The sequence below is a fragment of the Frateuria sp. Soil773 genome (genome assembly GCF_001428405.1).
In the GTDB taxonomy this organism is placed as follows: Bacteria; Pseudomonadota; Gammaproteobacteria; order Xanthomonadales; family Rhodanobacteraceae; genus LMSL01.
Genome location: NZ_LMSL01000018.1, coordinates 11,311 through 37,404, shown reverse-complemented (window position 1 = coordinate 37,404; position 26,094 = coordinate 11,311). Strand labels below are relative to the sequence as shown.

Here is a 26,094-nt window from a genome sequence, read left to right as displayed (position 1 = left end):
ATTGCCAACCGGGAGCGACAAGGTCGCTATGTTACACTCCGCGGCCGCTGCCGCCCGGGGGGAGGCAACAATGAAGTATGGGACCGAGCATGGCAGAGCAGACCGCAGCACAGCACGAATTGGCCACCTTGATCGTGGCGAGCCTGAACCTGGAAGCGGTCGCGCCCGAACAGATCGATCCGGATGCCCCGCTGTTCGGCGGCGAGCTGGGGCTCGATTCCATCGATGCGCTGGAGATCGCGCTGGCCGTGTCCAAGCGCTACGGTTTCCAGTTGCGCTCGGACAATCCCGACAACCGCACGATCTTCACCAGCCTGCGCAGCCTGTCCGAGCACATCGAGCAGCATCGCGCGGGCTGATCGCCAGGCAGGCCGCCGCAATGTACGGGACGCATTCCGCCACCGCGCCATGCCGCGGCGCATGTTGAGCCGCGCGCCGGTTTCCGCCGTGCGTTCCCCCGAGCATGGCGCGTTGCGGCGCGGGCCGTCCTGGCTGCTGGTCGCCTATCCGCTGCTGGCGCTGGCCGGCGCGTGGACCCACCGCCAGGGCTGGTCGCTGGCCGCGCTCATGCTGCTGCTGACCGTGCTGATGTGGCCGGCCCTGCGCGCACGGCAGGCATTGGCCTGGTTGCTGTGGGTGGGCCTGGCCGGCGGCATGGTATGGCTGGCCTCGCACGGATTGGCGGCACAGGTGCTCGACACGGTGCCGGTGCTGGTGAGCGCGCTGCTGTCCTGGCTGTTCGGCCGCAGCCTGCGCGCCGGCCGCCAGCCGCTGATCGCGCGCATCATCGAGGCGGTCGAGGGCGAGTCTCGCCTGGCGCAGCCCGGGATCGCGCGCTATGCGCGCCAGTTGACCTGGTTCTGGACCATGCTGCTGGCCGCGCAGGCCGTGCTGCTCGGGGTGCTGCAGGCGCTGGCGGTGCCGGGCGGGCTGTTCGCCAGGCTGGGGCGTGCGCCGCCGCTGGCCCTGCCGGCCGGCTGGGCGATGGGCTACGTCCACCTGGGCGGCTATGCCCTGCTCGTGGCCGCCTTCCTCGCCGAGTACCTGTTCCGCCGCTGGCACCTGCGCCATCTCGAGCACATGCGCCTGCATGACCTCGTCATGCGGCTGGCGCTACGCTGGCCGCAGCTGGTGCGCGGAGGCAGGGCGGAACCATGACGGCGGCGGACTACCGGGGCAGGTTCTGCATCGACGGCGGGCATCCCTGCCTGCCGGGGCATTTCCCCGGCAGGCCGCTGGTGCCTGGCGTGGTGTTGCTGGAGCAGGTGGCGCTGGCGCTGCGCGCGTGGCGCGGGCAGCGCCTGGCGCGCGTCTGCGAGGCGAAGTTCGTGGCGCCGCTGAAGCCTGGCGAGACCGCCGCGCTGCACCTGAGCGAAGCGGCCGGCCGGGTGCGTTTCGACATCCGCCGGGACGAGGTGCTGGTGGCGCGCGGAGTCATCGAGGGAGCCACGGACGAGGGGGCGGCGGCGGAATGAGCGGGCACTGGCAGAGCCGTCCGGAAGGCGGGGGGCGCATCGCGCTGTGGCTCATCCGCACGATCGCGCTGTATGGCGGCCGCGCCTTCGGCCGGCTGTGCCTGTATCCGATCACGCTGTACTTCTACCTGCGCCGCGCGCCGGAGCGTGCCGCCTCGCGGCAGTACCTGCAGCGCGTGCTGCCGCGGCCGGTGACGGCCTGGCAGGTGCTCAAGCACATCCATTGCTTCGCCGCCACGATCATGGACCGGGTCTACCTGCTCGCCCGCGGCGAGCGCGCGTTCGAGATCGAGACCGAAGGGCTGGACATGCTCGACGCGCACTACGCGCGCGGCCGCGGCGTGCTGCTGTTCGGCTCGCACCAGGGCAGCTTCGAGGCGCTGCGGGCGATCGGCGCGCGCCGCCCTGACATGCCGCTGCGCGTGCTGCTGGACAAGCAGAAGACGCCGGCGATGACCGAGTTGCTGGAGGCGCTGGCGCCCGAGGTCGGCGCCTGCGTGATCGACGCCTCCAAGGACGGCACCTCGGTGACCCTGGCGATCGCCGAGGCCTGTGCGCAGGGCGCCCTGGTGGCGCTGCTGGCCGACCGCGGGCGCGACCGCGAGGCGCTGCGGCATGCCGACTTCCTGGGCCAGCCGGCGCCGTTCCCGGTCGGCCCGTGGCTGCTGGCGCACACGCTGCAGGTGCCGGTGGTGCTGTGCTTCGGCCTGTACCTGGGCGGGCGCCGCTACAAGCTGGTGTTCGAGCCGTTCGCCGAGCGGGTGGAGATTCCGCGCCACGGCCGCGGCCCGGCGCTGGACGCGCTCATCGCCCGTTACGCCCAGCGGCTGGAGCATTACGTCCACGTCGCTCCCTACAACTGGTTCAACTTCTATGATTTCTGGCAGCAAGATCTGCATGCTCCTGCTCGGCCTGACGCTGCCGTGGCAGGCGAGCGCCTCGGCGCCTGACGACGGCGCGGCCCTGGTCCGCGCGCTGGCCCGGCCGGCGCCGGCGCGCACCGCATTCGCCGAGGCGCGCTTCATGGCGGTGCTGGAGCAGCCGCTGGTGGTCTCCGGCGAGATGGCCTGGCTGGGCGGCGACAAGCTGGAGCGCCGCGTCGACAAGCCGCGCCGGGAAACCGCCACGATCGCCGACGGCGAAGTGACCCAGCAGCGCGACGGCAAAAAGCCGCGCAGCTTCTCGCTGAAGCGAGCGCCGCAACTGCAGGTGCTGGTCGACAGCTTCGTCGCGCTGTTCGGCGCCGATGCCGTGCGGCTGCGGCAGGCCTTCACGCTCGAGCACGGCGGCGATGCCGCCGCGCAATGGACGCTGACGCTGACCCCGCGCGACGCGCGGGTGGCGAAGACGGTGGCGCGCATCCGCATCGACGGCTACGGCAACGAGCCGCGCTGCATGCAGATGGAGGAGGCCGACGGCGACGTGGCGATCGACCTGCTCGGCCCGCTTGCGGCGAAGATGCCGCCCGCGCCGACGCGCGAGGCGCTGGCCGCGCTGTGCCGGGGCGGCTGAACATGCCGTTGCGCGCACGGATCGCGCTGCTGCTCGGGTGGCTGCTGGCGCTGGCCGGGCTGGGCCTGCTGATCGCGCAGCGCCTGCAGGTGAGCACCGACCTGCGCAGCTTCATGCCCGCGCCGGCCACGCCGGACCAGCGCCTGCTGATGGAGCAGGTCGGCGAAGGCCCGGGATCGCGCCTGCTGCTGCTGGCGATCCACGGCAAGAGCGACGGCGAGCTGGCGGCGTTGAGCCAGGCGCTGGCGGCCAGGCTGAAAGGCGATCCGCGCTACGCCCAGGTGCTCAACGGCAGCTTCGATCTCGCGGCGCTGGATCCCAGGCTGCTGCCGTACCGCTACCTGCTGTCGCCCACGCTCGACCACGAGTCGATGGACGCGGACTTCCTCGCCGACCAGTTGCAGCAGCGGCTGGACGACCTGTCCTCGCCGGCGGCGAGCCTGCTCAAGGGCCTGCTGCCGCGCGACCCCACGCTGGAGGTGCTGAAGCTGGCCGAGCGCTGGGCGCCGCCGAAATCGCCGCAAGTGCGCGAAGGCGTGTGGTTCTCCGGCCAGGACGAGGCGCTGCTGCTGGTGCAGACCGTGGCGCCGGGCTTCGACCCGCAGGCGCAGCAACAGGCGATCGACGGCATCGAGCAGGCTTTCCATGCCTTGCCGGGAAGCGCCGGCGCGACGCTGGCGTTCTCCGGTCCCGGCTATTTCAGCGTGGTGGCCAATGCGCAGACGCGCGCGCAGGCGGACTGGATCGGGCGCATCTCCACGGTCGGCTTCATCGTCCTGCTGCTGTTCGCCTATCGCAGCCTGAGTTCGTTGCTGCTGGCCGCGCTGCCGGTGGCGAGCGGGGCGCTGGCCGGCATCGCTGCGCTGACCCTGGTCTACCCGCAGGTGCATGGGATCACGCTGGCCTTCGGCTTCACCCTGCTCGGCGTGGCGCAGGAGTATCCGATCCGCGTGCTCAGCCATCGCCGCGCCGGCGAGGATGCGGTGCGCAGCGTGCGCGCGCTGTGGCCGCTGCTGCTCACCGCGATCGCCTCGGCCTGCATTGCCTATCTGGCCTTCTATGCGTCCGGCGTGAACGGGCTGAAGCAGCTGGCGGTGTTCACCATCGTCGGCCTGCTCGCCGCCGGCTTCAGCACGCGCTACCTGCTGCCGCGGCTGCTGCCGGCGCGCGTGCGCGACGTGGCCGATGCGCGCTGGCTGATCGCCGCGCGCCGCTTCGTCGACCGGCTGCCGCGGCCGCGCTGGATACCGCTGCTGGTCGCCGCGGCCGCGGTCCTGATGCTGGCCCTGGCGCCCGGCCCGTTCTGGCAGAACGACCTGGCGGCGTTGACGCCGCTGCCAAAGGATCTGTTGCAGCGCGACGCGCGCCTGCGCGCATCGCTGGGCGCGCCGGACATCCGCTACCTGCTGATCCTGCAGGCGGACAGTGCCGACGGCGTGCTCGCGATGTCCGAACGGCTCGAGCCGGAAGCCGACGCGCTGGTGGCACGCCACGTCGCCGATGCGCTGGAATTGCCCTCGCGCTATCTGCCGAGCATCGCGACTCAGCGCGCGCGGCAGACGAAGCTGCCGGACCAGGCGACCCTGCAGCAGGCGCTGGCGCAGGCGCTGCAGGGACTGCCCTTCCGGCACGACCTGTTCGCGCCGTTCATCGCCGATGTGGCGGTGGCGCGCACGCTGGCGCCGTTGACGCCGCAGGCGTTCGCCGGCAGCCCGCTGGGCCAGCGGCTCGCCGCGATGCTGGTGCAGCGCGACGGCCACTGGCTGGGGCTGGGCACGGTCAGCGGCCTGCACGACGCGGCGGCGCTGCAGGCCTGGGCCGAGCGCAGCGGCGGCGCGGTGCGCCTGCTCGACCTGAAGGGCGCGGCCGAATCGCTGGTGGCGAGCTACCGCACGCGCATCCTGCGGGCGCTGGGCGTGGCCACGCTGCTGCTGGTGCTGACGATCAGCGTGGCCCTGCGCAGCCTGCGCCGCGCCTGGCACGTGCTGGCGCCGATGACCCTGGCGACCTTCCTGGTGCTGGCGGTGGAGCGCGCGATGGGCATCGAGGTCTCGCTGTTCCACCTGGTCGCGCTGATCCTGGCGGCGGGGCTGGGCCTGCACTACGCGCTGTTCTTCGAGCGCGACACCGGCGATCCGGCCGAGCAGCGGCGCACCCTGCACGCGACCCTCGTCTGCGTGCTGTCCGCGCTGCTGGTGTTCGGCATGCTGGCGTGGGCGTCGATCCCGGTGCTGCGCGCGATCGGGCTCACCGTGAGCCTGGGCGTGGCCTTCCACTTCTGCCTGTCGATCCTGATGGCGCCGCACGCGGGACAGGGCGATGCTTGAGCGCGGCGACTGGGCGCACCTGATTCCCCACGCCGGCGCGATGTGCCTGCTGGACGCGGTGGCGGCGTGGGACGAGCGCACGATCCACGCGGTCGGCACGGGCCATGCGCGGGCCGATCATCCGCTGCGCGGCGTGCGCGGCCTGCACGCCGTGCACCTGGCCGAATACGGCGCGCAGGCGATGGCGGTGCACGGCGCCCTGCGCGCGCGCGCGCAAGGCGTCGAGACGGCGCGGCCGGGCATGCTGGTCAGCCTGCGCGACGTGTCGCTGCATGTCGAGTACGTCGATCGCCTGGACGGACGTCTGGACGTCCATGCCGAATGCCTGCATGCCGACGATGGCGGTGCGCAGTACGCCTTCCGCGTGGAGCATCGCGGGCGCCTGCTGGCCGAAGGCCGCGCCATGGCGATCCATCCTCGGGGCGCCGCATGAACCCGTGCGGCGGAGCAGGGCCGCGGGCCGCTCGGCTAGACTGCGGGCTTTGGCTCGGGATGAGGGAAGCATGAGCGTACAGGCGATCCGGCGGGCGCTGGTCACGGGCGGCAGCGGCGACCTGGGCGGCGCGATCTGCGCCGCGCTCGGCCGCGACCACCACGTGATCGTGCATGCGCACAGCGGCCTGGTGCGCGCCGAGGCCGTAGCCGCGGCGATCCGCGCGGACGGCGGCAGCGCGCAGGCGGTGGCGTTCGACCTGACCGACGCCGACGCCGCGCGCGCGGCCCTGGAAACGCTGCTGGCGGAAGGCCCGATCCATGTGCTGGTGAATAATGCGGGCATCCACGACGACGCGCCGATGGCAGGCATGTCGGCGGCCCAGTGGCACCGGGTGATCGACGTGTCGCTGCACGGCTTCTTCCACGTCACCCAGCCCCTGCTGCTGCCGATGGCGCGCGCGCGCTTCGGCCGCATCGTGGCGATCGGCTCGGTGGCGGCGCAACTGGGCAATCGCGGCCAGGTCAACTATGCCGCCGCCAAGGCCGCCCTGCATGGCGCGGTGAAGTCGCTGGCGCGCGAGATGGCCTCGCGCGGCATCACCGCGAACGTGGTGGCGCCCGGGGTGATCGAGGGCCGCATGATCGGCGAGGATTTTCCGCCCGAGCGGATCCGCGAGATGGTGCCGGCGCAGCGCGCGGGCAAGCCGGAGGAAGTCGCCGCGCTGGTCGCCTTCCTGTGCTCGGAGCAGGCCGGCTACGTCAACGGCCAGGTGATCGGCGTCAACGGCGGCATGGGCTGAGCGCCGCCGCGGTCAGCCGGCCGGCCGGTCGGCCTCGTCCCGGACGATCAGCGGCGGCGTGGCGCGCGAGCGCCGGTAGCTGCGGACGATGTGGCCGTGGCGCACCACCTGGCCGATGGTGAACGCGGTAATGCGGACGACGTCGCGCACCGGGCTGAAGTGGCTGTGGCGGAATTCGCCGTGGTAGCGCGAGGCGATCGGCACCGAGACCACGCCGAGGTGTTTTTCGCGGGTGGCGCTTATCAGCAGCGCGGCCTCGAACACGAAGTGCTCGGCCGGCAGCTCGACCAGGTCCAGCGCGGCGCGCGGATACCAGCGCTGGCCGCTCTGGGTGTCCGCGATCGGCTGCGCGCAGGCCCAGGAGATGCCCCAGTCGGCCACCGCATTGGCGCGGCGGCGGCCCTTGGGCTGCTGCGCGCGGTCGAGCAGGCGCGCGCCGATCACGATGTGCTCCGGATAGCGGCGCGCGGCAGCGACGATGCGCGGGATGTCGCTGGCCAGGTGCTGGCCGTCGCCGTCCATCGTCAGCACCGCCTCGAAACCTTGCCGCAGGGCCTCGCGGAAGCCGTGGCGCAGCGCCTCGCCCTTGCCGCGCCGCGTGGCGTGGCGCAGCAGGGTCACCGGCAGTGCGCCGACGATCTCGGGTGTGCGGTCGTCCGAACCGTCGTCGATCACGATCACCGGGGCGCCCAGCGCCAGCACCGATTCGACCACCTGGCGGATCGCCGCCTCCTCGTTGAGGCAGGGAATCAGCACGCACCAGCGCGGAACGGCTGCGTTCAAGCGGGCTTCTCCATCGTCACGTCCATGGCCAGCCCATCCGCCACGTCCAGCCGGCAATGCCCCGACGCCTGCGCCAGCAGGGCCAGCAGCGGCAGGGCCGGCGCCGACGGGCTGCCCTGTCGCCATGCCGCGGGCAGGGCCTCGGGCCAGCTCGCCGCCGCGTCGCCGGCCGGCTGCAGCGCCAGGTCGAGACGGGCCAGCGTCGCGGCGTCGGGCTGCGCGGTCAGCACCAGAGCGCAGGCGAATGCGTCGGTGCAGCCGGTGATCCTGCCCAGCGGGCCGCTGCCCGGCGTATCGCTGCACACCAGCAGCACCGGGCGCCGATCGGCCGCGACCAGTGCAGCGGCTTCCAGCAGGCCGGCGCCGAAGCTGGCGCGGTGCGCGCAGACCGCGGTGGAGGGCGCGTGGCAGCCGGTGGCGATGGTCCAGTAGCCGGCCGGCGCGTTGTGCACCGAATTGTGGAAGCGGGTCGGCGACAGCTCGGCGGGCGCCTGCGCCAGCGTCGCGCACATATAGTCGGTGATCGCCTGGTCGCCGTGCGAGGAGGCGAATACGCAGGCCAGCTCGCTGGCGGCCAGCCCGCTCATCGCGACCGCCTGGCCGGCGACCTCGGCGGCGAGCAGCACGCTTTCCGGCGCGCGGCGGCGCTCGTTCGGCGGCAGCGCGGCGGCCGGCGGCTTCGCGGCCGGCGCGGCGGCCGGCCGGCCGGCCAGCCACTCGCGCAGCGCCGCGAAATCGGCCAGTTGCGCCGACCAGAGCCCGATGCCGGCCACGTGGACGCGCAGCGCGCTCATGCCGGCGCTCCCGCGCGGGCGAACACCAGGCAGGCGTTGTTGCCGCCGAAGCCGAACGAATTGCTCAGCGCCACGTCGACCGGCCGCTGCTCGTTCTCCCACGCGAATTGCGGGCCGCAGGCCGGGTCCGGCGTGTCGCCGCCGAGGTTGCCCGGCACCAGGCCGTGCTCGATCGCCAGCAGCGCGATGGCCGCCTCGACGGCGCCGGCCGCGCCCAGCGTGTGGCCGGTATAGCCCTTGGTGCCGCTGGCGCGCGTCGCGGGCGGAAAGGCGCGCGCCACCAGCGCCGCCTCGACCTCGTCGTTCTTCAGGCTGGCGGTGCCGTGCAGGTTGACGTAGTCGACCTGCGCCGGCTGCAGGCCGGCGCGGGCCAGCGCGTCGCGCAGCGCCAGCTCGGCGCCGAGCCCGTCCGGATGCGGGGTGGACATGTGGTGCGCGTCGCTGGCCTCGCCGTAGCCGAGCAGGCGCGGCGCGTGCGGCGCGGCCTCGGCGCGTTCGAGCAGGGCGAAGCCGGCGGCCTCGCCGATCGAGATGCCGCCGCGGGTGCGGTCGAACGGCCGGCACGGCTCGCGCGCGACCAGTTCCAGCGCGTTGAAGCCGAACAGCACGCTGTCGCACAGCGTGTCGACGCCGCCCACCACGGCGGCGTCGGCCAGGCCCAGGCGGATCAGCCGCTCGGCGCTGGCGAACACCTTGGCGCTGGACGAGCAGGCGGTGGACACGGTGAGGCATGGGCCTTCAAGTCCCAGCGCCGCGGCGGCGAAGCCGGCCAGCGAGTGCGGGGCATGGACCGGCGGGCGCTGCAGGTCGGGCGGGAAGCGGCCGTCGGCGTCGAGCCGCCGGTAGGCCTCCTCGGTGGCGCCGATGCTGGCGGTGGACGTACCCAGCAGCAGCGCGACGCGCGATGCCCCGTAGCGGTCGCGCGCCGCGAGCACGCGGTCGAGGAAGCCGTCCTGGTTCAGGCCCAGCCAGGCCAGCCGGTTGTTGCGGCAGTCCCAGCCGGCCAGGTCGGCCGGCAGCGCGACGGCTTCCACGCCGTCCACGCGGCCGATCCAGCACGGCAGCGGCGCGCTGCCGAAATCGTTCGGGCGCAGGCCGCTGCGCCGTTCGTGCAAGGCTTCCAGGTGCGCATCGAGGCCATGGCCCATGGCGGAGGTGGCGGTATACGCGGATACCGCGAGGGGAGGAATCGGAACAGGCATCCGCGGGAGCCTAGCGGCGGCGCGGAAGCTTGCCTAGCCTGGGCTGCGCCGGGGCACGCCGGCATTCATCGAGGTGAAGGGATTGCATCGGCCGGACCGGCTGCGCACACTCGCGGGCCACCCGTGGCCGGCCCGCTTCGTGTCGACGATCCCTCCCGCGACAATCCCGTCCGCCCCGCGCTCGCCCTGGCGCTATCTGGGCGACTGCGACGTGCTGCACGCGGCGGTGGTCGCGCTGTTCGCCATAGTGGCGAGCGGCGGCCTGGTCTGGCTGGGCTACCTGCTGCACGTGTGGCGCGTCGCCGCGCGCAGCCCGGTGGCGCCGCCGCGGCCGATGGCCGTGCTGGTGTTCGGGCGGCGCCTGCACGGCGACCTGCCCGGGCCGGACTACCGCCAGCGGCTGGGCCGCGCCTTCGCGCTGGCGCGGGCGCGGCTGGCCAGTTCCCTGCTGCTGCTGGGCGGGCACGGCGGCGGCCGGCTCAGCGAGGCCGCCGCCGGCTATGCCTGGCTGCGCCAGCAGGGCCTGCCGGGCGAACTGCCGGTGCAACTGGAGCAGGATTCGGTCGATTCGCTGGAGAACCTGCGCCACGCCCGCGCCCTGCTGCCCTCGGACGCCGCCGGCCTGCGGCCGCCGGTCGCCCTGCTGACCAGCCGTTACCACCTGGCCCGCTGCCTGTCGCTGGCGCGGCGGCTCGGCTTCGACGGCCTGCCGGTGGCCGCCGAGGAGGCGCTGGTGCTGGACCGGCGCTATGTCGGCCTGCTGCTGGTGGAGGCCACCTACCTGATGTGGATCGACCTCGGCGTGCGCTGGGCGCGCCTGATCGGCCACCGGCGGATGGCGCAGCGGATCAGTTGAAGACGCAACGTGTCGGCATTCGCTGACTTGCTTGTCGGCCTCGATCTGAGCAGACTGCCGCGGCCGCGACGACCGCGGTACTTCGTGGGGGAGTCCGATGCCGCGTTCGCGCGTGCTGTCTTTGGCGGCGCTGCCGTTCTGGCTGGCGTGGCGCATGCTGCGGCCGCACCCGGCCATGCCCAGGCGCTGGATGGTGGCCTGCCTGGCGCTGTTCGTGGCGTTGCTGGCGATCCTGTCGGCCGGGCGCTCGGCGCGGGCGGATGCGTTGGCCGACCCGGCCCCGGTCGGTGTGCCGGCCGGCGTCGCACTTGCCGACGTGGCCCGGTCGATCGAGCAGGCGTTGGCATATCGCCACTGGGCGGTGACGGCGCAGCGGGCGGATCATTTCGATGCCACGCTGCGCCTGCGCGCACACGAGGCGCGCATCCGCATCGATTACGACGCGCAGGCGGTACACGTCGCCTACGTGGACGGCGCGAACCTGGGCGAGGATGAGGGCGAGCGCGCCGGCAACCGGCAGATCCACGCGCGCTACCTGGAACCGATCGACCGCCTGACCGGCGACATCCGCGCCAACCTGCGACGCAGCCCGCCCTGATCCGGATCAGTCCCGCGCGGCGCCGTGACGCAGCGGCGCCGCGTGCGCGGCTTGCTAAGCTGCCGCGGTGAATCGAAGACGGACGATCCGATGAGCCAGCAAGCCGACCGGGCCGAAACCTTCCTGCGCGCCCTGCAGGACCGCATCTGCGCCGCCGTCGAGCAGCTCGATGGCGGCGCGCGCTTCGTCGAGGACGCTTGGGTACGCGAGGCCGGCGGCGGCGGGCGCACCCGCGTGCTGCGCGACGGTGCGGTGTTCGAGCAGGCCGGGGTCAACTTCTCCCGGGTATCGGGCAACCAGCTCCCGCCCAGCGCCACCGCGCACCGGCCGGAGCTGGCCGGCGGCAGCTTCGTCGCCACCGGCGTCTCGCTGGTGCTGCATCCGAAGAATCCCTACGTGCCGACCACGCACGCCAACGTGCGCTATTTCGAGGCGAGCAAGGAGGGCGTGGAGCCGGTGTGGTGGTTCGGCGGCGGCTTCGACCTGACCCCGTTCTATCCGTTCGACGAGGACGTGGTGCACTGGCACACGGTGGCGCGCGACCTGTGCGCGCCCTACGGCGGCGACGTATACCCGCGCTACAAGCGATGGTGCGACGAGTACTTCACCCTCAGGCACCGAGGCGAGACGCGCGGCGTCGGCGGGCTGTTCTACGACGACCTCAACGAAGGCGGCTTCGAGCGCTGCTTCGGTTTCACCCAGGCGGTAGGGCAGGGCTTCCTCGACGCCTACGCGCCGATCGTCGAGCGCCGCCGCGACACGCCCTACGGCGAGCGCGAACGCGAGTTCCAGCTGTACCGGCGCGGCCGCTACGTGGAGTTCAACCTGGTGTGGGACCGTGGCACCCTGTTCGGCCTGCAGTCGGGCGGGCGCACCGAATCGATCCTGATGAGCCTGCCGCCGCGGGTGCGCTTCGAATACGCCTACGCGCCCGAGCCCGGTTCGCCCGAGGCTCGGCTGGCCGACTACCTGAAGCCGCGCGACTGGCTGTAGGCGCGCGCGAAGGGCGCGCGGCGGGTATGCCGGCGCCCCTTCTTTCAGGGCCTGTTCCCGCCCGCCCCTCGGGCTACGGCTGCGCGCCGCTGAACTTCACCGGCGTGGCGCCCTTCACCGGGCCGATCTGCGCGCTGTCGCTGACCTGCAGCACCACCTCGTGGCGGAATTCCAGGGTGCCCTGCACCACCGCGTGCGGGCCGATCACCACGCGCGGCACGCGGCTCGTGCCGAAGTGGAACCAGCTATTGGACTTGTCGACCAGGATGCCGCCCTCGACGCGCGAGCCGGCGCCGATGTCGATGTCGCCGTTGACCGTCGCGATGCCGCCGCCCACGTGCGCCGCGTCCAGCGCGATCGTGCCGTTGACGTTGGACAGCTTGCCGGCGACGTCGGCGCCCTTGCCGAGCCGGATGCCGCCGTTGACCGTTTCCACCTCGCCGCTGACCCGGCTGCCGGCGCCCATGTCCACCGAGCCGTTGACCGTACCGAGCTTGCTGGCCTGGGCCTTCTCGCCCAGCTCCACCTCGCCGTTGACCGTGCTGGCTTCCTTCACCACGGCGCGCTCGGCGATGCGCACCGCGCCGTTGACCGTGCTGACGTCGCCGGCCTGCTGCCCGGCCTCGACGCGCGCGGTGCCGTTGACCTTGTCGATGTCGTTGTCCTGGGCAAGGCCTGCCAGCGGCAGGGCGAGCGCGAGGGTGAGCAGGATGCGGCGCATGGGGGTGTCTCCTTGGGCTGTCGGGATAGTCTGCGGTTTCGATGCGCCGGCCGCGAGCCTGGTTTAGGGTGACCTTCGGCAGGGGCGATTTGACGGTTCCGCGCCCGCGCCTCACCATTTCGCGTTTCCGACCAGCGATCCGCCGCCATGCACAAGCTCGTACTGATCCGCCACGGCCAGTCCCAATGGAACCTCGACAACCGCTTCAGCGGCTGGGCCGACGTCGACATCACCGCGCAGGGCATGGCCGAGGCGCAGGAGGCCGGACGCCTGCTGCTGGAGGCCGGCTACGCCTTCGACGTCGCGCACACCTCGGTGCTCAAGCGCGCCGTGCGCACGCTGTGGGGCGTGCAGGACGCGATGGACCTGATGTGGATCCCGGTGCTCACCGACTGGCGCCTCAACGAACGCCACTACGGCGCGCTGACCGGCCTCAACAAGGCCGAGACCGCCGCCAGGTACGGCCAGGAGCAGGTGAAGATCTGGCGCCGCAGCTACGACATCCCGCCGCCGGCGCTGGACCGCGCGGCGAACGAGCTGCTGGACGATCCGCGCTACGCCGGCCTCGACCCGAAGGACATCCCCGACACCGAATGCCTGAAGGACACCGTCGCCCGCGTGCTGCCGTACTGGCACGAAGTGCTGGCGCCGGCGATCCGCAGCGGCCAGCGCGTGGTGGTGGTGGCGCACGGCAATTCGCTGCGCGCGCTGATCAAGTACCTGGACAACATCTCCGACGAGGCGATCGTGGAGATGAACGTGCCCAACGGCGTGCCGCTGGTGTACGAGTTCGACGCCGCGCTCAAGCCGCAGCGCAGCTACTACCTGGGCGACGCCGAGGCGATCGCCGCCAAGATGGCCGCGGTGGCCAGCCAGGGCAAGGCCGGCTGAACCGCGCATCGCGGGTGACAGCCGTCATCCGCGATGGCTGCGGTGTGTCGATGGCCGGGCGCCGCTCCGGCCGCTAGCCTGTCGGCATCTTCCTGGGAGGGTTTCGCCGATGACGCCGCAAATGGTCATGCCGATGGTGATGGCGCCGCTGATGGCATTCGCCGTATGGCGCCGCGTGCGCGGCAGCTTCGGGCGCCAGCCGATCCGCCGCGGGCGCATGGTCGCGCGCATCGCGATCCTGGGCGCGCTCGCCGTGCTTTGCGGGTTGGGCGGACTGCAGGATGTGCGGTTGCTGGAGGGACTGCTCGGCGGCCTCGCCGGCGGCGTCGCGCTGGGCCTGCTCGGCCTGCGGCTGACCCGCTTCGAGCGCGGCGCCGATGGAGCCGACGCCTATATACCGAACCCGTGGATCGGCGGCGCGCTGACCGTGCTGCTGGCCGGACGCATCGCCTGGCGCTTCCTGGTACTGACGCCGGCGATGGGCCAGAGCGTCGCCGCGGCCCATGCCCCGCAGTTCGGCAACAGCCCGCTGACCCTGCTCGTGCTCGGCCTGACGATCGGCTACTACGTCAGCTACTACGCCGGCCTGCTGGTCCACCACCGCCGGTTCGAGCGGACGCAGGCGACCGGTTGACCCCGGCGCCGCGGCCGGCGCTCACAGGGCGTCGGTGTCCAGCTCGCCGGTGCGGATGCGGATCACCTGCTCCAGCGGGCTGACGAAGATCTTGCCGTCGCCGATCTTGCCGGTGCGGGCCGATTGCTGGATCGCCTCGATCACCCGGTCCAACTGGTCGTCCGCCACGGCGACCTCCAGCTTGATCTTCGGCAGGAAGTCGACCACGTACTCCGCGCCGCGGTACAGCTCGGTGTGGCCCTTCTGGCGGCCGAAACCCTTCACCTCGGTCACCGTGATGCCCTGTACGCCGACCTCGGCCAGCGCCTCGCGCACGTCGTCCAGCTTGAACGGCTTGATCACCGCCACGACCAGCTTCATGGATGCTCCTCTCGTTGGCCGCGAACCCCGGTTCGCGGCAGGGCCTGACATTGTGCCGCGAGGATCTGCGACTGTCGCCTCACTTTGCCTCTTGTAGGAAAATGCCTACAACCTCAAGCGGAGCAGGCCGATGGCGCCCCTACATCCCGTTTATCTAGACTTCATCCCGACAAGTTCGAGGTGCCATCCATGATGGATCGGCGGGATATCGACCAAATTGCCCTGCGACTTGTTTCGTTGGTACCGCCAGGATTGGCACGGGCGCATCAGGATCTGCAAACCAACTTTCGCGATGTCCTGGCGCAAGGATTGCGTCGCCTCGAGCTGGTCACCCGCGAAGAGTTCGACGTCCAGTGCCAACTGTTGGCGCGCACCCGCGCCAAGGTCGACGAACTGGAGCGGCGCGTGGCCGAACTCGAGGCCGCCGCAGCTCCAAGCGGACCCTAGCATCACCCAAGCTCCCGGGAGCCGCCCCCGATCAGTCACCCTCACCCCGAGAACGATCGGGGGCGGTTATTTATTCGCTCGTCGATGGAGTCGCTCGATGTCGGTGCATGGCAGCGGCAACATCGTGGAACAGGGCCTGCCGCCCGCATGAGCCTGGCGGTTACGCTCAGCCGTGCACAGCAGGGAGTGACGGCGCCGCAGGTGATGGTGGAGGTCCACCTTTCCGGCGGCCTGCCCGGCACCCAGATCGTCGGCCTGCCCGAGGCGGCCGTGCGCGAGGCGCGCGATCGCGTGCGCGTGGCGATCCAGAACACCGCGTTCGAATATCCCAACCGCAAGGTGACGGTGAATCTCGCGCCGGCCGAGCTGCCCAAGGAAGGCGGCCGCTTCGACCTGGCGATCGCGCTGGGCATCCTGGCCGCCGGCGGCCAGGTGCCGCGCGAGCGGCTGGACGATTGCGAATTCCTGGGCGAGCTGGCGCTGTCCGGCGACCTGCGCAGCGTGCCGGGCGTGCTGCCCGCCCTGCTGCGCGCGCGCGCGCGCGGCCGCCGCATCGTGGTGCCGCGTGCGAACGCGAACGAGGCGGCGCTGGTCGCCGATGCCGACGTGCTGGTGGCGGACAACCTGGCCGAGGTTTGCGGCTGGCTGCGCGGCGCCCAGGACCTGGCGGCGCCGCAGGCCGGCGCGGCCGCCGCGGACGAGGCTGCCGGCCACGGTCCGGACCTGATCGACGTGCGCGGGCAACTGCAGGCGCGGCGCGCGCTGGAGATCGCCGCGGTCGGTGGCCACCACCTGCTGCTGGTCGGACCGCCGGGCACCGGCAAGACCATGCTGGCCGAGCGCCTGCCCGGCATCCTGCCGCCGCTGACCGAATCGGAGGCGCTGGAGACCTGCGCCGTGCTGTCGGTGGCGGGGCAGAGCGTGGACCCCGCGCTGTGGCGACGCCGGCCGTTCCGGGCGCCGCACCATACCGCCTCGGCGGTGGCCCTGGTGGGCGGCGGCTCGTGCCCGCGGCCGGGCGAGATCTCGCTGGCGCACAACGGCGTGCTGTTCCTCGACGAGCTGCCGGAGTTCAGCCGGCACGTGCTCGAGGTGCTGCGCGAGCCGCTGGAGTCCGGCCACATCGTGATCTCGCGCGCGGCGCGGCAGTCCGCGTTCCCGGCGCAGTTCCAACTGGTGGCCGCGATGAATCCCTGTCCCTGCGGCTATGCCGGCGACGCGCGCCAGCGCTGCCAGTGCACGCCGGACCAGATCCAGCGCTACCGCGCGCGCATTTCCGGGCCGCTGCTGGACCGGATCGACCTGTGCGTGGAGGTGCCGCGCGTGCCGCTGGCCGAACTGGGCGCGCCGCGCAGTCTCTACGACGAGGATTCGGCCACCGTGCGGGAGCGGGTGATCAAGGCCCGCCACCAATCGCTGAAGCGGGCCGGCCGCCCCAATGCGGAGATCAGCACCCGCGAACTGGAGCGCGATTGCGCCCTGGGAGCCGCCGAGCGGCATTGGTTCGAGGGTGCGCTGGAACGGCTGGGCCTGTCCGCGCGGGCCTACCACCGCACCCTGCGGGTGGCCCGCACGATCGCCGACCTGGACGGCGGGGCGGGCCTGCTGGACCGCTCGCACCTGGCCGAGGCGTTGCAATACCGGCGTTTCTGAGGACGGGATGCAATTTTTGTACTGACGGGTATTGACTTGTGCCCGGCCCTGGGTAATATCTGCACTTGTCGGTTTTCTAATAACCGGCCCGCGCCCCGGTATCGGTCTCCCTCCCCCCTCCCGCCCGATACCGGGGCTGCTCTTTTCTCCCCTCCCTTTCGTTGCTGGACGCGCCGTTTCGCGCGTGTTCCGATACCGTGCCCGGCTCGCATGGCGAAGGACTGCGGATGACACTCGAACTCGGCTTCACGCTGGCGTGCATGCTCGGCATCGGCTTCCTCGCGCAGTGGCTGGCGTGGCGGGTGAAGCTGCCGGCGATCCTGTTCCTGCTGCTGGCCGGCATCGTGCTGGGGCCGGTCAGCGGGCTGCTGCTGCCGGACAGGCTGCTGGGCGACCTGCTGTTCCCGATGGTGTCGCTGTCGGTGGCGCTGATCCTGTTCGAGGGCAGCCTGACCCTGCGCTTCCACGAACTGCCAGGCATCGGCCGCGCGGTGCGCGGGCTGGTCAGCTACGGCGCGATCGCCGCGCTGCTGCTGCTGGCGCTGGCGGCGCACCTGATCGCGGGGCTGGCCTGGCCGATCGCCCTGCTGTTCGGCGCGCTCACCTGCGTCACCGGGCCCACCGTGATCGCGCCGATGCTGCGCACGCTGCGGCCCAACGCGCGCATCGCCAACACGCTGCGCTGGGAAGGCATCGTGATCGACCCGCTCGGCGCGCTGTTCGCGGTGCTGATCTACGAGGCGATCGTGTCGCGCCAGGAAGGGCACACCATCGGCATCTTCCTCGCCACGCTGGCCAGCGGCGCCGGCAGCGGCGCGTTGGCGGCATGGGTGCTGGCCTTCCTGCTGCGGCGCCAGCTTATTCCCGAATACCTGCAGAACTACGGCGTGCTGGCGGCGGTGCTGCTGACCTTCAGCGCGTCCAACGCGATCACCCACGAGTCGGGCCTGCTGGCGGTGACGATCATGGGCATCGCGCTGGGCAACATCCGCGGCGTGCACATCGACGACATCCTCGACTTCAAGGAAAACCTCACCACGCTGCTGGTGTCGAGCCTGTTCATCCTGCTCGCGGCGCGGCTGCAATGGCCGCTGCCGGACGGCATGCTGTGGGCGGGCATCGCGATCTTCCTGGTCGCGCAACTGGTGGTGCGGCCGCTGACCGTGCTGATCTCCAGCATCGGCAGTTCGCTGAACTGGCGCGAGCGCACGCTGATCGCCTGGGTGGCGCCGCGCGGCATCGTGGCGGCCTCGGTATCGGCCCTGTTCGCGCTGCGCCTGGAAGACCTGGGCATGCCTGGCGCCGACGCGCTGGTGCCGCTGGTGTTCATCCTGATCATCGGCACCGTGGTGCTGCAGAGCGCCACTGCGCGGCCGCTTGCACTATGGCTGAAGGTGGCGGAGCCGGAGCCGCGCGGCGTGCTGGTGTTCGGCTCCGATACGGTGGCGCGCGCGGTGGCCAAGGCGCTGGCCGACGCCGGCTTCCGCGTGGTGCTGGCCGACGACGAATGGGACGGCATTCGCCGCGCGCGGATGGATGGGCTCACCACGTTCTACGGCAACCCGGCCTCGCCGCACGCCGAGCGCAATCTCGACCTCACCGGCATCGGCCGGCTGCTGGCGATGTCGACCCACCGCGAGCGCAACTCGCTGGCCTGCGTGCACTACCGCCAGGAGTTCGGCCGCGAGAAGGTCTACCGCCTGCGCAACCTGGCGCCGCACGAGAACACCGACCGCGCGGCGCTCGCCGGAAGCCTGCTGGCGCCGCCGCTGTTCGACGAATCGATGACCCATGCCCGCTTCGCCGAGTTGCTGGAACAGGGCTGGCGGATCAAGTCGACCCGGCTCACCGCGGCGTTCGACTGGCCGCACTTCATCGCGCAGTACGGTGCGGACTCGGTGCTGCTGTTCGGCGTGGAGGAGCGCGGTGCGTTGCGCGTGGCTTCGTCCAAGCGCGTGCTGGAACCGAAGCCGGGCTGGCAGGTGATCGCCCTGGTGCCGCCGATGGTGGAACAGGGCGCGCCGCCTGCGGGCGACCGGCCGCTGTCCGAGCTGCCCGATGCCTGATCGGAGCGGGGTTATGCCGGCCGCCGGGCAGCGGGGCGTCTGGCGTGCCCGGGGCCGGCCGCCTCGCGGCGCGACCCCGGCCGGCATCGCGGCGTCTAGGCGGCCGAGGCCTGCCTGAACTGCGCTTCCTCGGTCGAGCCCTTCAGCGCGGTGGTCGAGGACTGGCCCTGCTGGATCGCCTGGGTCACCTGGTCGAAATAGCCGGTGCCCACCTCGCGCTGGTGCTTCACCGCGGTGAAGCCGCGTTCGGCGGCGGCGAACTCCTTCTCCTGCAACTCCACGAAGGCGCTCATCTGGCGCCGCGCGTAGCCGTGGGCCAGGTCGAACATGCCGTAGTTGAGGCTGTGGAAGCCGGCCAGGGTGATGAACTGGAACTTGTAGCCCATGGCGCCGAGCTCGCGCTGGAATGTCGCGATGGTGGCGTCGTCGAGGTTCTTCTTCCAGTTGAAGCTGGGCGAGCAGTTGTAGGCCAGCAGCTTGCCCGGGAACTTTGCGTGGATGGCTTCGGCGAAGCGGCGCGCGTCGTCCAGGTTCGGCTTGCTGGTCTCGCACCAGACCAGGTCGGCGTAGGGCGCGTAGGCGAGGCCGCGGCTGATCGCCTGGTCCAGGCCGGGGCGCACGCGGAAGAAGCCTTCCACGGTGCGTTCGCCGGTGACGAACGGCCGGTCGTTGGCGTCGATGTCGGAGGTGAGCAGGTCGGCCGCGTCCGCGTCGGTGCGCGCCACGATCAGGGTCGGCACGCCGGCGACGTCGGCGGCCAGCCGCGCGGCGTTGAGCTTGTCTACCGCCTCGCGGGTCGGCACCAGCACCTTGCCGCCCATGTGGCCGCACTTCTTCACCGAGGCGAGCTGGTCCTCGAAGTGCACGCCGGCGGCGCCGGCCTCGATCATCGCCTTCATCAGCTCGAAGGCGTTGAGCACGCCACCGAAGCCGGCCTCGGCGTCGGCCACGATGGGCACCAGCCAGTCGATCGCATCGTTGCCTTCGGCGTGGTGCAACTGGTCGGCGCGAAGCAGGGTGTTGTTGATGCGCTTGACCACCAGCGGCACCGAGTTGGCCGGGTAGAGCGACTGGTCCGGATACATCTCGCCGGCCACGTTGGCGTCGGCGGCGACCTGCCAGCCGCTGAGGTAGATCGCCTGCAGGCCGGCCTTGACCTGCTGCATCGCCTGGTTGCCGGTGAGCGCGCCGAGCGCATTGACGAAATCCTCCTTGTGCAGCGAGGTCCACAGCCGCTCGGCGCCGCGCCGGGCCAGCGAATGCTCGACCGCGACGGTGCCGCGCAGGCGCGCCACGTCCTCGGCGGAGTAATTGCGCCGGATGCCGGCCCAGCGGGGATTGTTCTTCCAGTCCAGGGCGATCTGTTCGGCGGTGGGCAGGGGGCTCTTCATGGCGGGACTCCGTGGCAGAGGATTTCGTATGCGGGCGGCTGCCGCGTCGGGTCGCGGTGCTGGAGCCGCTTTGCGGAAGGACGACTCAGGCGAGCCGGCCGTAGGCGGGCAGGGTGAGGAAGTCGGCGAGCGTGTCGGCGTGGACCAGTTCCGACAGCAGTGCGGCGGCGTCGTCGGCGCGCGCGGCGCCGGGATGCCGGCTCTCGCGCAGCCGGTGGGCGTGCGCGGCGAGCGCATGGTCGAACAGGGCGAAGTCGATCGGCGCGTGATCGGGGAATTCGAGGCCGCCCGCGCCGCCGTCGGCGTGGTGCAGCCATTGCCACAGTTGCGCGCGGGCGATCTCGGCGGTGGCGGCGTCTTCCATCAGGTGATGGATCGGCACGCAGCCCAGGCCGTCCAGCCAGGCGGCGGTGTAGCGCAGCGCCACCTCGACGTTGTTGTCGAAGCCGGCGCGTGTGATCGTGCCGGCGCACGGCGCCAGCAACCGGTCGCGGCTGGCCTGCACGTCCTCGCGCAGCACGTGCAACTGGTTCGGCGTGGGCATGTGCCGGTCGAACACGCCCTGCGCCACCGGCACCAGCGCCGGGTGCGCCACCCAGGTGCCGTCGTGGCCGGCCTGCACCTCGCGCAGCTTGTCGGCGCGCACCTTGGCGAGCGCGGCCTCGTTTGCCGCCTCGTCGCCCTTGATCGGGATCTGCGCCGCCATGCCGCCCATCGCGAACGCGCCGCGGCGGTGGCAGGTGCGGATCAGCAGTTCCGAATAGGCTTTCAGGAACGGCACCGTCATCTGCACCTGGCCGCGTTCGGGCAGCAGGCGGTCGCGGTGGCCGCGAAGGGTCTTCAGGTAGGAGAAGATGTAGTCCCAGCGCCCGCAGTTCAGGCCCACCGCCCGCTTGCGCAGGGCGTGCAGGATCTCGTCCATCTGGAACACCGCCGGCAGCGTCTCGATCAGCACGGTGGCCTTCATGCAGCCGGCCGGCAGATTCAACTCGTCCTCGGCGTAGTCCATCACCTCGTCCCACAGCGCCGCCTCCTCCATGCATTCGAGCTTGGGCAGGTAGAAGTACGGGCCGCGGTCGCGCGCCTGCAGCGCGCGGGCGTTGTGGAACGCGAACAGGCCGAAGTCGACCAGGGCGCCGGACATCGGCTCGCCGTCGACGAGCAGGTGCTTCTCCGGCAGGTGCCAGCCGCGCGGGCGCACCACCAGCACCGCCGGGTTCGCGCCGACGCGGTAGGCCTTCCCCTCGGGCGAGGTGTACGCGAGGGTGCCGGCCACCGCGTCGCGCAGGTTGAGCTGGCCGTCGAGCTGGTTGGCCAGGCTGGGCGAGGATGAGTCCTCGAAATCGGCCATGAACACCTTCGCGCCGGAGTTCAGCGCATTGATGATCATCTTGCGCTCGACCGGCCCGGTGATCTCGACGCGGCGATCCTGCAGCGCGGCCGGGATCGGCGCCACCGTCCAGTCGGCCTCGCGGATCGCGCGGGTATCGCCGCGGAAGTTGGGCAGGGCGCCGGCGTCGTAGCAGGCCTGGCGCTGGCGGCGCTCGTGCAGGCGCCAGCGGCGGGTGGCGTCGAAGCGCGCATGCAGCCCGCCGAGAAATCGCAGGGCGGCCGGGGTGAGGATCGCCGCATGGCGCGGCTCTGGCGTGCCCAGCAGGGTCGCCGGACGGGAGGATTGCATCTGTTCCTTGGGGACGGCCATGGCGAAGTTTCCGTTGCGTTGCGACACGATGGAAACTAGGGCGTCGAAATAAGCTTTGACAAAGCAAATGTTTCAATCTTTGGTATTGTCATACTCAATACATACTGCAAGGTATTGACGCTCAAGCCATGAAATCCCCTGTCGGCAAGCCAAACAAGCCCAGGAAACGGTCGCGTGCCGCCCCGAAAGCGCGGGATGCCGCCGAGGCGGCGCGTTTCTACTACAAGGGCAACCGGCACAAGCAACTGCGCGCCTTCGTGCAGATCGTGAAGCTGGGCACGCTCAGCCGCGCCGCCGAGGCGCTGTACCTGTCGCAGCCCACGGTGACCCTGCAATTGCAGGCCCTGGAGCGCGAGCTGGGCATGGCCCTGCTCGAACGCAGCCGCCGGCGCATCAACCTCACCGACGCCGGCGAGGCGCTGTACGAGCTGGCGCGCCCGCTGGTGGAAGGCTGGGACAACCTCGACCGCGATTTCCAGGCGCGGGTGCAGGGCATGCAGGCCGGCAAGCTCACCATCGCCGCGGGCACCTCCACCATCCAGTACCTGCTGCCGGAGCTGGTGCGCCGCTACCGCGAACGCTTCCCGGCGGTGCAACTGCAACTGGCCAACGTCACCGGCAAGGACGGCATGGCGATGCTGCGCGCCGACGAGGCCGACTTCGCGGTCGGCTCCATGCTGGACGTGCCCAACGACATCGCCTGGGCGCCGGTGCAGCACTACGACCCGATGCTGATCATGCCGCCGGATCACCCGCTGGCGGCGAAGGAGCGGATCGCGCTGGAGGACTTGTCGCCGTACGGCCTGATCCTGCCGCCGCAGCGGCTGTCCACCTACCGGCTGGTCGACCTGGTGTTCCAGCAGCGGCAGGTGCCCTACCGGGTGGCGATCGAGGTCGGCGGCTGGGACGTGATCAAGGAATACGTCGCGATGGGCATGGGCATTTCGATCGTCACCGGCATCTGCATCACCGGGGCCGACCGTGCGCGGCTGGCCGTGCGCAACATGCGCCAGTACTTCCCGCAGCGGGCCTACGGCGTGGTGATGCGCAAGGGCAAGTTCCTCAGCGCCGAGGCGCAGGCCTTCGTCGACCTGATCCGCCCCGGCCTGCTGACCCACCGCGACTACGACGAGCCGGGGCATTCGGGACGGTAGGGGGTTCGCGCCGGCTGGGATGTGGCGACCATCCTTGGGGGCAAGTTCCGCGACAAATCCCGTCGCGCTCCGCCTTGCCCGCGGCCGAGGCGGCCACGAACGCCGCCACCGCGATGGCGCGGTCATCCCGGCGAATCAGGATGCCGGTGCCCGGGCAAAATCTCCCGCCCGTCATTCCCGCGAAAGCAGGAATCCAGCGCCTCTGGCTCCAAAGACACCGGCTCCTCGCTTCCGCGAGGATGGCGAGTCCCGGATGGGTTTCCGTGAGGTGTCACGAAGAAGCGCCGCCCAGCCTGGGCGGAACCTCACACCCCGTCATTCCAGCGAAAGCAGGAATCCAGCGCCGCTGGCTCCAAAGTCACCGGCTCCTCACTTCCGCGAGGATGACGAGTCCCGGATAGCTTTCCGTAAGGTGTCACGAAAAAAGCAGCGCCCAGCCTGGGCGAAACCTCACCCCCCGTCATTCCTGCGAAAGCAGGAATCCAGCGCCTTCGGTTTCAAAGACACTGGCTCCTTGCTTCCGTGATGACGGATGGGGGGCGGAGCGCGCGTGTCGTGCGGGAGAGGTCGTTCTTGTCTTGAATGTGCGCGCAACGGCCATCTGCCAGCGGCCTTTCAAGCCTGGCGCTGCAACGCCAGCTTCAACCCGAAACCGAGCAGCACCGTGCCACACACGCGGTCCATCCACTGGCCCAGCGTGGGGCGGCGCTGCAGCAGGCGATGGATGCGGCCGCCGAGCAGGGCCAGCACCAGCGACCAGCTCAGCCCGGTGCCGATGAAGCTGAGGCCGAGCACCAGCAGGCCGAGCTGCGGATGGGACGCGTGCATCGACACGAACTGCGGCAGGAAGGCGAGGAAGAACAGCGCCACCTTCGGGTTGAGCACGTTGGTCAGCATGCCCTGGCGGAACGCGGCGGCGAAGCCGGTGCCGCGGGTGACCGTGGGCGCGCGCGCCGCCTGCCGGGCCAGCAGCATGCGCAGGCCGATCCAGACCAGGTAGGCGGCGCCGAGGTACTTGAGCACGTTGAAGGCCAGCGCCGAGGCCATCAGCAGGGCCGAGATGCCCAGCACCGCGGCCAGCGTGTGCACCACGCAGCCGGCATTGATGCCCAGCGCGGCGCCGAGGCCGACCGCGTGGCCCTCCCGCCCGCTGCGCGCGAGGATGTAGAAGGTGTCCAGGCCGGGCGTGAGGTTCAGCGCGATGCAGGCGAGCAGGAAGGCGTCGAAATGCTGGATGCCGAGCATGGGGATTCCAGGGCGAAAGTGGGGTTGCTGGCGGGGTTCATACGTCGCGGTGCTTGCCCTTGAACGGCGCGTAGTACGCGCGCAGGCGGGCAAGGTCGGCGTCCATGTCGGCGCTGGCGGCGAACAGCGGGCCGAGCCGGATGGTCTTGTCGGGGTAGTGGAAGGCCACCGGAAACACCGGCACGCCGGCCTCGCGGGCGATGTGCCAGAAACCGCTCTTCCAGCGCGCCACCGGCTTGCGCGTGCCTTCCGGCGCGATGCCCAGCCATAGCCGGTCGCGCTGGCGGAACTGGTCGACCATCTGCTCGACCACGCCCTTGGCGGCGCCGCGGTCGATCGCCATGCCGCCGAGCCGGCGCAACAGGCTGCCGAGCGGCCCGCGGAACAGCTCCTGCTTGGCCATGAAGTGCACGTCGGCACCGATCGCCACCTTGATCAGCAGGCCCCACACACCGTCCCACCAGGACGAATGCGGCGCGGCGATCAGCACCAGCTTCGGCACGTCCGGGAATTCGCCGGACAGGCTCCAGCCGCACAGGCGCAGCACGGCGCGGCAGAGGCGGCGTTGCCAGCCGTCGCGCAGTTGCGGCATCCGCGGCGGCAGTTGCGCGGGCGTCGGAAGGTATCCCTTCATTCGAGGTCCGGCTTGCGCGAGCGGTTCTGCTTGATCCGGCCGCGCTGCTGCTTGCCGGCCAGGCGGCGTTCCTTCGAGGCGCGCGTGGGCCGGGTCGCCACCCGCTTCTTCGGCGCGGTCAGCGCGCCGCGGACGATCTCGGCCAGCCGCTCGCGCGCGTCGTCGCGGTTGCGCGCCTGGTCGCGGAAGCGACGCGCCTGGATCACCAGCACGCCGTCGTCGGTGAGCCGGCGGTCGCGCCGCGCCAGCAATCGCGCGCGCACCTCGTCCGGCAGCGAGGGCGAGCGGGCCACGTCGAAACGCAGCTCCACCGCGCTCTCGGTGCGGTTCACGTGCTGGCCGCCGGGGCCGTCGGCGCGCAGGAAGCGCTCGACCAGCTCGGACTCGGGCAGGGACAGGGTGCGGCTGATCGTCAGCATGCGGGAAGTTTAGGGGCTGGCGCCGCAGGGAGCGAGAACCTGCATGGCGGCCCGGCGGGTCGCATGCGGGGCGCACGGGACGGCCATGGCTTTGGGAAGCGAGGAACCGGAACCGGCAGGGCCGCGCATGCCGTCGCCGCCGTGCGCAGGACGGGCGCAGGCGAGACGGAGGCAGCCAGCGGGGCTTTAGCCGATGCCGTTCCCGGCATCCCCGGGCAGCGTCCATCCGAACCGGGCGAGCAGGTTTGCGTAGGCTTCGTCGAGCGGCGCCCGCAGCGTCATCGGCTCGCCGCTGGCCGGATGCCTGAAGTGCAAGCGCCACGCGTGCAGCAGCATGCGGTGGCAGCCGAAGTGCTGCTTGTACAGGCGGTTGTGGTCGCTGCGGCCGTGCTGGCAGTCGCCGACGATCGGATGGTGCAGGTGCGCCATGTGCTTGCGGATCTGCCGGAAGCGGCCGGTCTCCGGCTCGGCCAGCACCAGCGCATAGCGCTGCTGCGGATAGCGGCCAAGCGCGATCGGCACCTCCACCGTAGCCAGCCGCCGGTAGCGCGTGCGCGCTTCGCGGCGCGGGCCGCTGTCGCGCGAGCCGGGCAGCGGATAGTCGACCAGGGCCTCTTCCGGCTCCGGCCAGCCGCGCACCACGGCGAGGTACTGCTTGTGCACCTCGCGGCCCATGAACTGCTCGCCGAGCGCGGTGGCGACTTCGGTCGAGCGCGCCACCAGCAGCACGCCGCTGGTGGCGCGGTCCAGCCGGTGCGCCAGGTACACGCTGCCGCCGACCTGCTCGCGCAGCAGGTCGATCAGGAAGGTGTCGGCGTTGCCCACCATCTTCGAACGGTGCACGGCGAGGCCGGCGGGCTTGTTCACCGCGATGAGGGTGTCGTCCTGGTGGAGGATGTCGAGCATGGGGATTCGGGGGGCAATGTGCTTTCTGAACCGTCATTCCGGCGAAAGCCGGAATCCAGTGCCTTTCTCACCGCAACCAAAGTGCTGGTGACAAGT

The 26,094-nt window shown here is 71.3% G+C and carries 28 protein-coding genes; 17 read left to right on the top strand and 11 right to left on the bottom strand.

Going from position 1 to position 26,094, the window contains the following annotated elements; genetic code table 11:
- Positions 1-89: 89 nt before the first annotated feature.
- The 8 genes from ASG87_RS08125 to fabG all read left to right on the top strand — a co-directional run bounded on the left by ASG87_RS08125 (position 90) and on the right by fabG (position 6,549).
- Positions 90-359: a phosphopantetheine-binding protein gene (locus tag ASG87_RS08125; RefSeq protein WP_056003547.1), complete on the top strand. Its 270-nt coding sequence runs from the start codon at positions 90-92 to the stop codon at positions 357-359.
- Positions 360-447: 88 nt separating this feature from the next.
- Positions 448-1,158, top strand: a complete 711-nt coding sequence (locus ASG87_RS08120) for a xanthomonadin biosynthesis protein (RefSeq protein WP_235499596.1) — start codon at positions 448-450, stop codon at positions 1,156-1,158.
- Positions 1,155-1,475 (top strand): hypothetical protein, encoded by a 321-nt coding sequence (locus ASG87_RS08115; RefSeq protein ID WP_056003544.1) that lies wholly within the window; start codon positions 1,155-1,157, stop codon positions 1,473-1,475. Before ASG87_RS08120 ends, ASG87_RS08115 begins: the two co-directional genes overlap by 4 nt.
- Positions 1,472-2,425, top strand: a complete 954-nt coding sequence (locus ASG87_RS08110) for an acyltransferase (protein ID WP_056003542.1) — start codon at positions 1,472-1,474, stop codon at positions 2,423-2,425. Before ASG87_RS08115 ends, ASG87_RS08110 begins: the two co-directional genes overlap by 4 nt.
- Complete coding sequence (locus tag ASG87_RS08105; RefSeq protein ID WP_235499595.1) at positions 2,373-2,987, top strand: LolA-related protein; 615 nt, start codon at positions 2,373-2,375, stop codon at positions 2,985-2,987. The genes ASG87_RS08110 and ASG87_RS08105 overlap by 53 nt, the downstream gene beginning before the upstream one ends.
- A gap of 2 nt (positions 2,988-2,989) precedes the next feature.
- Positions 2,990-5,314 (top strand): MMPL family transporter, encoded by a 2,325-nt coding sequence (locus ASG87_RS08100; RefSeq protein WP_200949032.1) that lies wholly within the window; start codon positions 2,990-2,992, stop codon positions 5,312-5,314.
- On the top strand, positions 5,307-5,747 hold the full coding sequence (locus ASG87_RS08095; RefSeq protein ID WP_056003533.1) for a hypothetical protein: 441 nt from the start codon (positions 5,307-5,309) through the stop codon (positions 5,745-5,747). Before ASG87_RS08100 ends, ASG87_RS08095 begins: the two co-directional genes overlap by 8 nt.
- A 70-nt stretch (positions 5,748-5,817) precedes the next feature.
- Positions 5,818-6,549 (top strand): 3-oxoacyl-ACP reductase FabG, encoded by a 732-nt coding sequence (gene fabG / locus ASG87_RS08090; RefSeq protein ID WP_056003530.1) that lies wholly within the window; start codon positions 5,818-5,820, stop codon positions 6,547-6,549.
- A 12-nt stretch (positions 6,550-6,561) separates the two neighbouring features.
- Here fabG and ASG87_RS08085 read toward each other — a convergent pair whose 3' ends face one another.
- From ASG87_RS08085 to ASG87_RS08075, 3 genes are read right to left on the bottom strand one after another with little or no spacing between them, the layout of a single operon-like run.
- Positions 6,562-7,332: a glycosyltransferase family 2 protein gene (locus ASG87_RS08085; protein WP_056003526.1), complete on the bottom strand. Its 771-nt coding sequence runs from the start codon at positions 7,330-7,332 to the stop codon at positions 6,562-6,564.
- Complete coding sequence (locus ASG87_RS08080) at positions 7,329-8,126, bottom strand: beta-ketoacyl synthase chain length factor (protein WP_056003523.1); 798 nt, start codon at positions 8,124-8,126, stop codon at positions 7,329-7,331. Before ASG87_RS08080 ends, ASG87_RS08085 begins: the two co-directional genes overlap by 4 nt.
- A complete protein-coding gene (locus tag ASG87_RS08075; protein WP_235499594.1) occupies positions 8,123-9,328 on the bottom strand; it encodes a beta-ketoacyl-[acyl-carrier-protein] synthase family protein in 1,206 nt (401 codons plus the stop codon). Before ASG87_RS08075 ends, ASG87_RS08080 begins: the two co-directional genes overlap by 4 nt.
- A gap of 139 nt (positions 9,329-9,467) precedes the next feature.
- On the opposite strand from ASG87_RS08075, the gene ASG87_RS08070 reads away from it, so the two are divergent.
- From ASG87_RS08070 to hemF, 3 genes are all read left to right on the top strand, one after another.
- Complete coding sequence (locus ASG87_RS08070) at positions 9,468-10,184, top strand: YdcF family protein (RefSeq protein ID WP_235499593.1); 717 nt, start codon at positions 9,468-9,470, stop codon at positions 10,182-10,184.
- Positions 10,185-10,281: 97 nt separating this feature from the next.
- The gene (locus ASG87_RS08065; RefSeq protein ID WP_056003520.1) at positions 10,282-10,782 is read left to right on the top strand and encodes a hypothetical protein; all 501 of its coding nucleotides are present in this window, start codon (positions 10,282-10,284) and stop codon (positions 10,780-10,782) included.
- 90 nt (positions 10,783-10,872) lie between these two features.
- Positions 10,873-11,775 carry an oxygen-dependent coproporphyrinogen oxidase gene (gene hemF / locus ASG87_RS08060; protein WP_056003517.1) on the top strand — a complete coding sequence of 301 codons (903 nt, stop codon included), beginning with the start codon at positions 10,873-10,875 and terminating at the stop codon, positions 11,773-11,775.
- 73 nt (positions 11,776-11,848) lie between these two features.
- On the opposite strand, the gene ASG87_RS08055 is transcribed toward hemF, so the two are convergent.
- A complete protein-coding gene (locus ASG87_RS08055) occupies positions 11,849-12,496 on the bottom strand; it encodes a hypothetical protein (protein WP_056003514.1) in 648 nt (215 codons plus the stop codon).
- A gap of 147 nt (positions 12,497-12,643) precedes the next feature.
- On the opposite strand from ASG87_RS08055, the gene gpmA reads away from it, so the two are divergent.
- Entirely contained in the window at positions 12,644-13,387 is a 744-nt protein-coding gene (gene gpmA / locus ASG87_RS08050) for a 2,3-diphosphoglycerate-dependent phosphoglycerate mutase (protein ID WP_056003511.1), read from the top strand.
- Between the two features lie 109 nt (positions 13,388-13,496).
- Positions 13,497-14,021 (top strand): hypothetical protein, encoded by a 525-nt coding sequence (locus ASG87_RS08045; protein ID WP_056003509.1) that lies wholly within the window; start codon positions 13,497-13,499, stop codon positions 14,019-14,021.
- A gap of 21 nt (positions 14,022-14,042) precedes the next feature.
- Here the strand turns inward: ASG87_RS08045 and glnK are convergent, their stop codons facing one another.
- The gene (glnK, locus tag ASG87_RS08040; RefSeq protein ID WP_056003506.1) at positions 14,043-14,381 is read right to left on the bottom strand and encodes a P-II family nitrogen regulator; all 339 of its coding nucleotides are present in this window, start codon (positions 14,379-14,381) and stop codon (positions 14,043-14,045) included.
- 189 nt (positions 14,382-14,570) lie between these two features.
- Between glnK and ASG87_RS19280 the strand changes: the two genes are divergently transcribed.
- The 3 genes from ASG87_RS19280 (at position 14,571) to ASG87_RS08025 (ending at position 18,547) form a co-directional block, all read left to right on the top strand.
- Positions 14,571-14,828 carry an accessory factor UbiK family protein gene (locus ASG87_RS19280; RefSeq protein WP_082582839.1) on the top strand — a complete coding sequence of 86 codons (258 nt, stop codon included), beginning with the start codon at positions 14,571-14,573 and terminating at the stop codon, positions 14,826-14,828.
- A 147-nt stretch (positions 14,829-14,975) separates the two neighbouring features.
- Positions 14,976-16,481, top strand: a complete 1,506-nt coding sequence (locus ASG87_RS08030; RefSeq protein ID WP_082582838.1) for a YifB family Mg chelatase-like AAA ATPase — start codon at positions 14,976-14,978, stop codon at positions 16,479-16,481.
- A 227-nt stretch (positions 16,482-16,708) separates the two neighbouring features.
- The gene (locus ASG87_RS08025; RefSeq protein WP_056003767.1) at positions 16,709-18,547 is read left to right on the top strand and encodes a sodium:proton antiporter; all 1,839 of its coding nucleotides are present in this window, start codon (positions 16,709-16,711) and stop codon (positions 18,545-18,547) included.
- A 95-nt stretch (positions 18,548-18,642) separates the two neighbouring features.
- Here the strand turns inward: ASG87_RS08025 and aceA are convergent, their stop codons facing one another.
- Together aceA and aceB are read right to left on the bottom strand one after the other, a co-directional pair.
- Entirely contained in the window at positions 18,643-19,938 is a 1,296-nt protein-coding gene (aceA, locus tag ASG87_RS08020) for an isocitrate lyase (protein ID WP_056003499.1), read from the bottom strand.
- A gap of 85 nt (positions 19,939-20,023) precedes the next feature.
- On the bottom strand, positions 20,024-21,640 hold the full coding sequence (aceB, locus tag ASG87_RS08015) for a malate synthase A (protein ID WP_056003496.1): 1,617 nt from the start codon (positions 21,638-21,640) through the stop codon (positions 20,024-20,026).
- Between the two features lie 128 nt (positions 21,641-21,768).
- Between aceB and ASG87_RS08010 the strand changes: the two genes are divergently transcribed.
- The gene (locus tag ASG87_RS08010; protein ID WP_056003493.1) at positions 21,769-22,794 is read left to right on the top strand and encodes a LysR family transcriptional regulator; all 1,026 of its coding nucleotides are present in this window, start codon (positions 21,769-21,771) and stop codon (positions 22,792-22,794) included.
- A gap of 615 nt (positions 22,795-23,409) precedes the next feature.
- Here ASG87_RS08010 and ASG87_RS08005 read toward each other — a convergent pair.
- The 4 genes from ASG87_RS08005 to ASG87_RS07990 all read right to left on the bottom strand — a co-directional run bounded on the left by ASG87_RS08005 (position 23,410) and on the right by ASG87_RS07990 (position 25,998).
- Positions 23,410-24,039, bottom strand: coding sequence for a LysE family translocator (locus ASG87_RS08005; RefSeq protein WP_056003490.1), 630 nt, complete (start codon positions 24,037-24,039; stop codon positions 23,410-23,412).
- Between the two features lie 37 nt (positions 24,040-24,076).
- Positions 24,077-24,673, bottom strand: a complete 597-nt coding sequence (locus tag ASG87_RS08000; RefSeq protein ID WP_056003489.1) for a lysophospholipid acyltransferase family protein — start codon at positions 24,671-24,673, stop codon at positions 24,077-24,079.
- Entirely contained in the window at positions 24,670-25,092 is a 423-nt protein-coding gene (gene arfB / locus ASG87_RS07995; RefSeq protein ID WP_056003485.1) for an alternative ribosome rescue aminoacyl-tRNA hydrolase ArfB, read from the bottom strand. Before arfB ends, ASG87_RS08000 begins: the two co-directional genes overlap by 4 nt.
- 186 nt (positions 25,093-25,278) lie before the next feature.
- The gene (locus ASG87_RS07990) at positions 25,279-25,998 is read right to left on the bottom strand and encodes a pseudouridine synthase (protein WP_056003482.1); all 720 of its coding nucleotides are present in this window, start codon (positions 25,996-25,998) and stop codon (positions 25,279-25,281) included.
- Between the last annotated feature and the right edge of the window lie 96 nt (positions 25,999-26,094).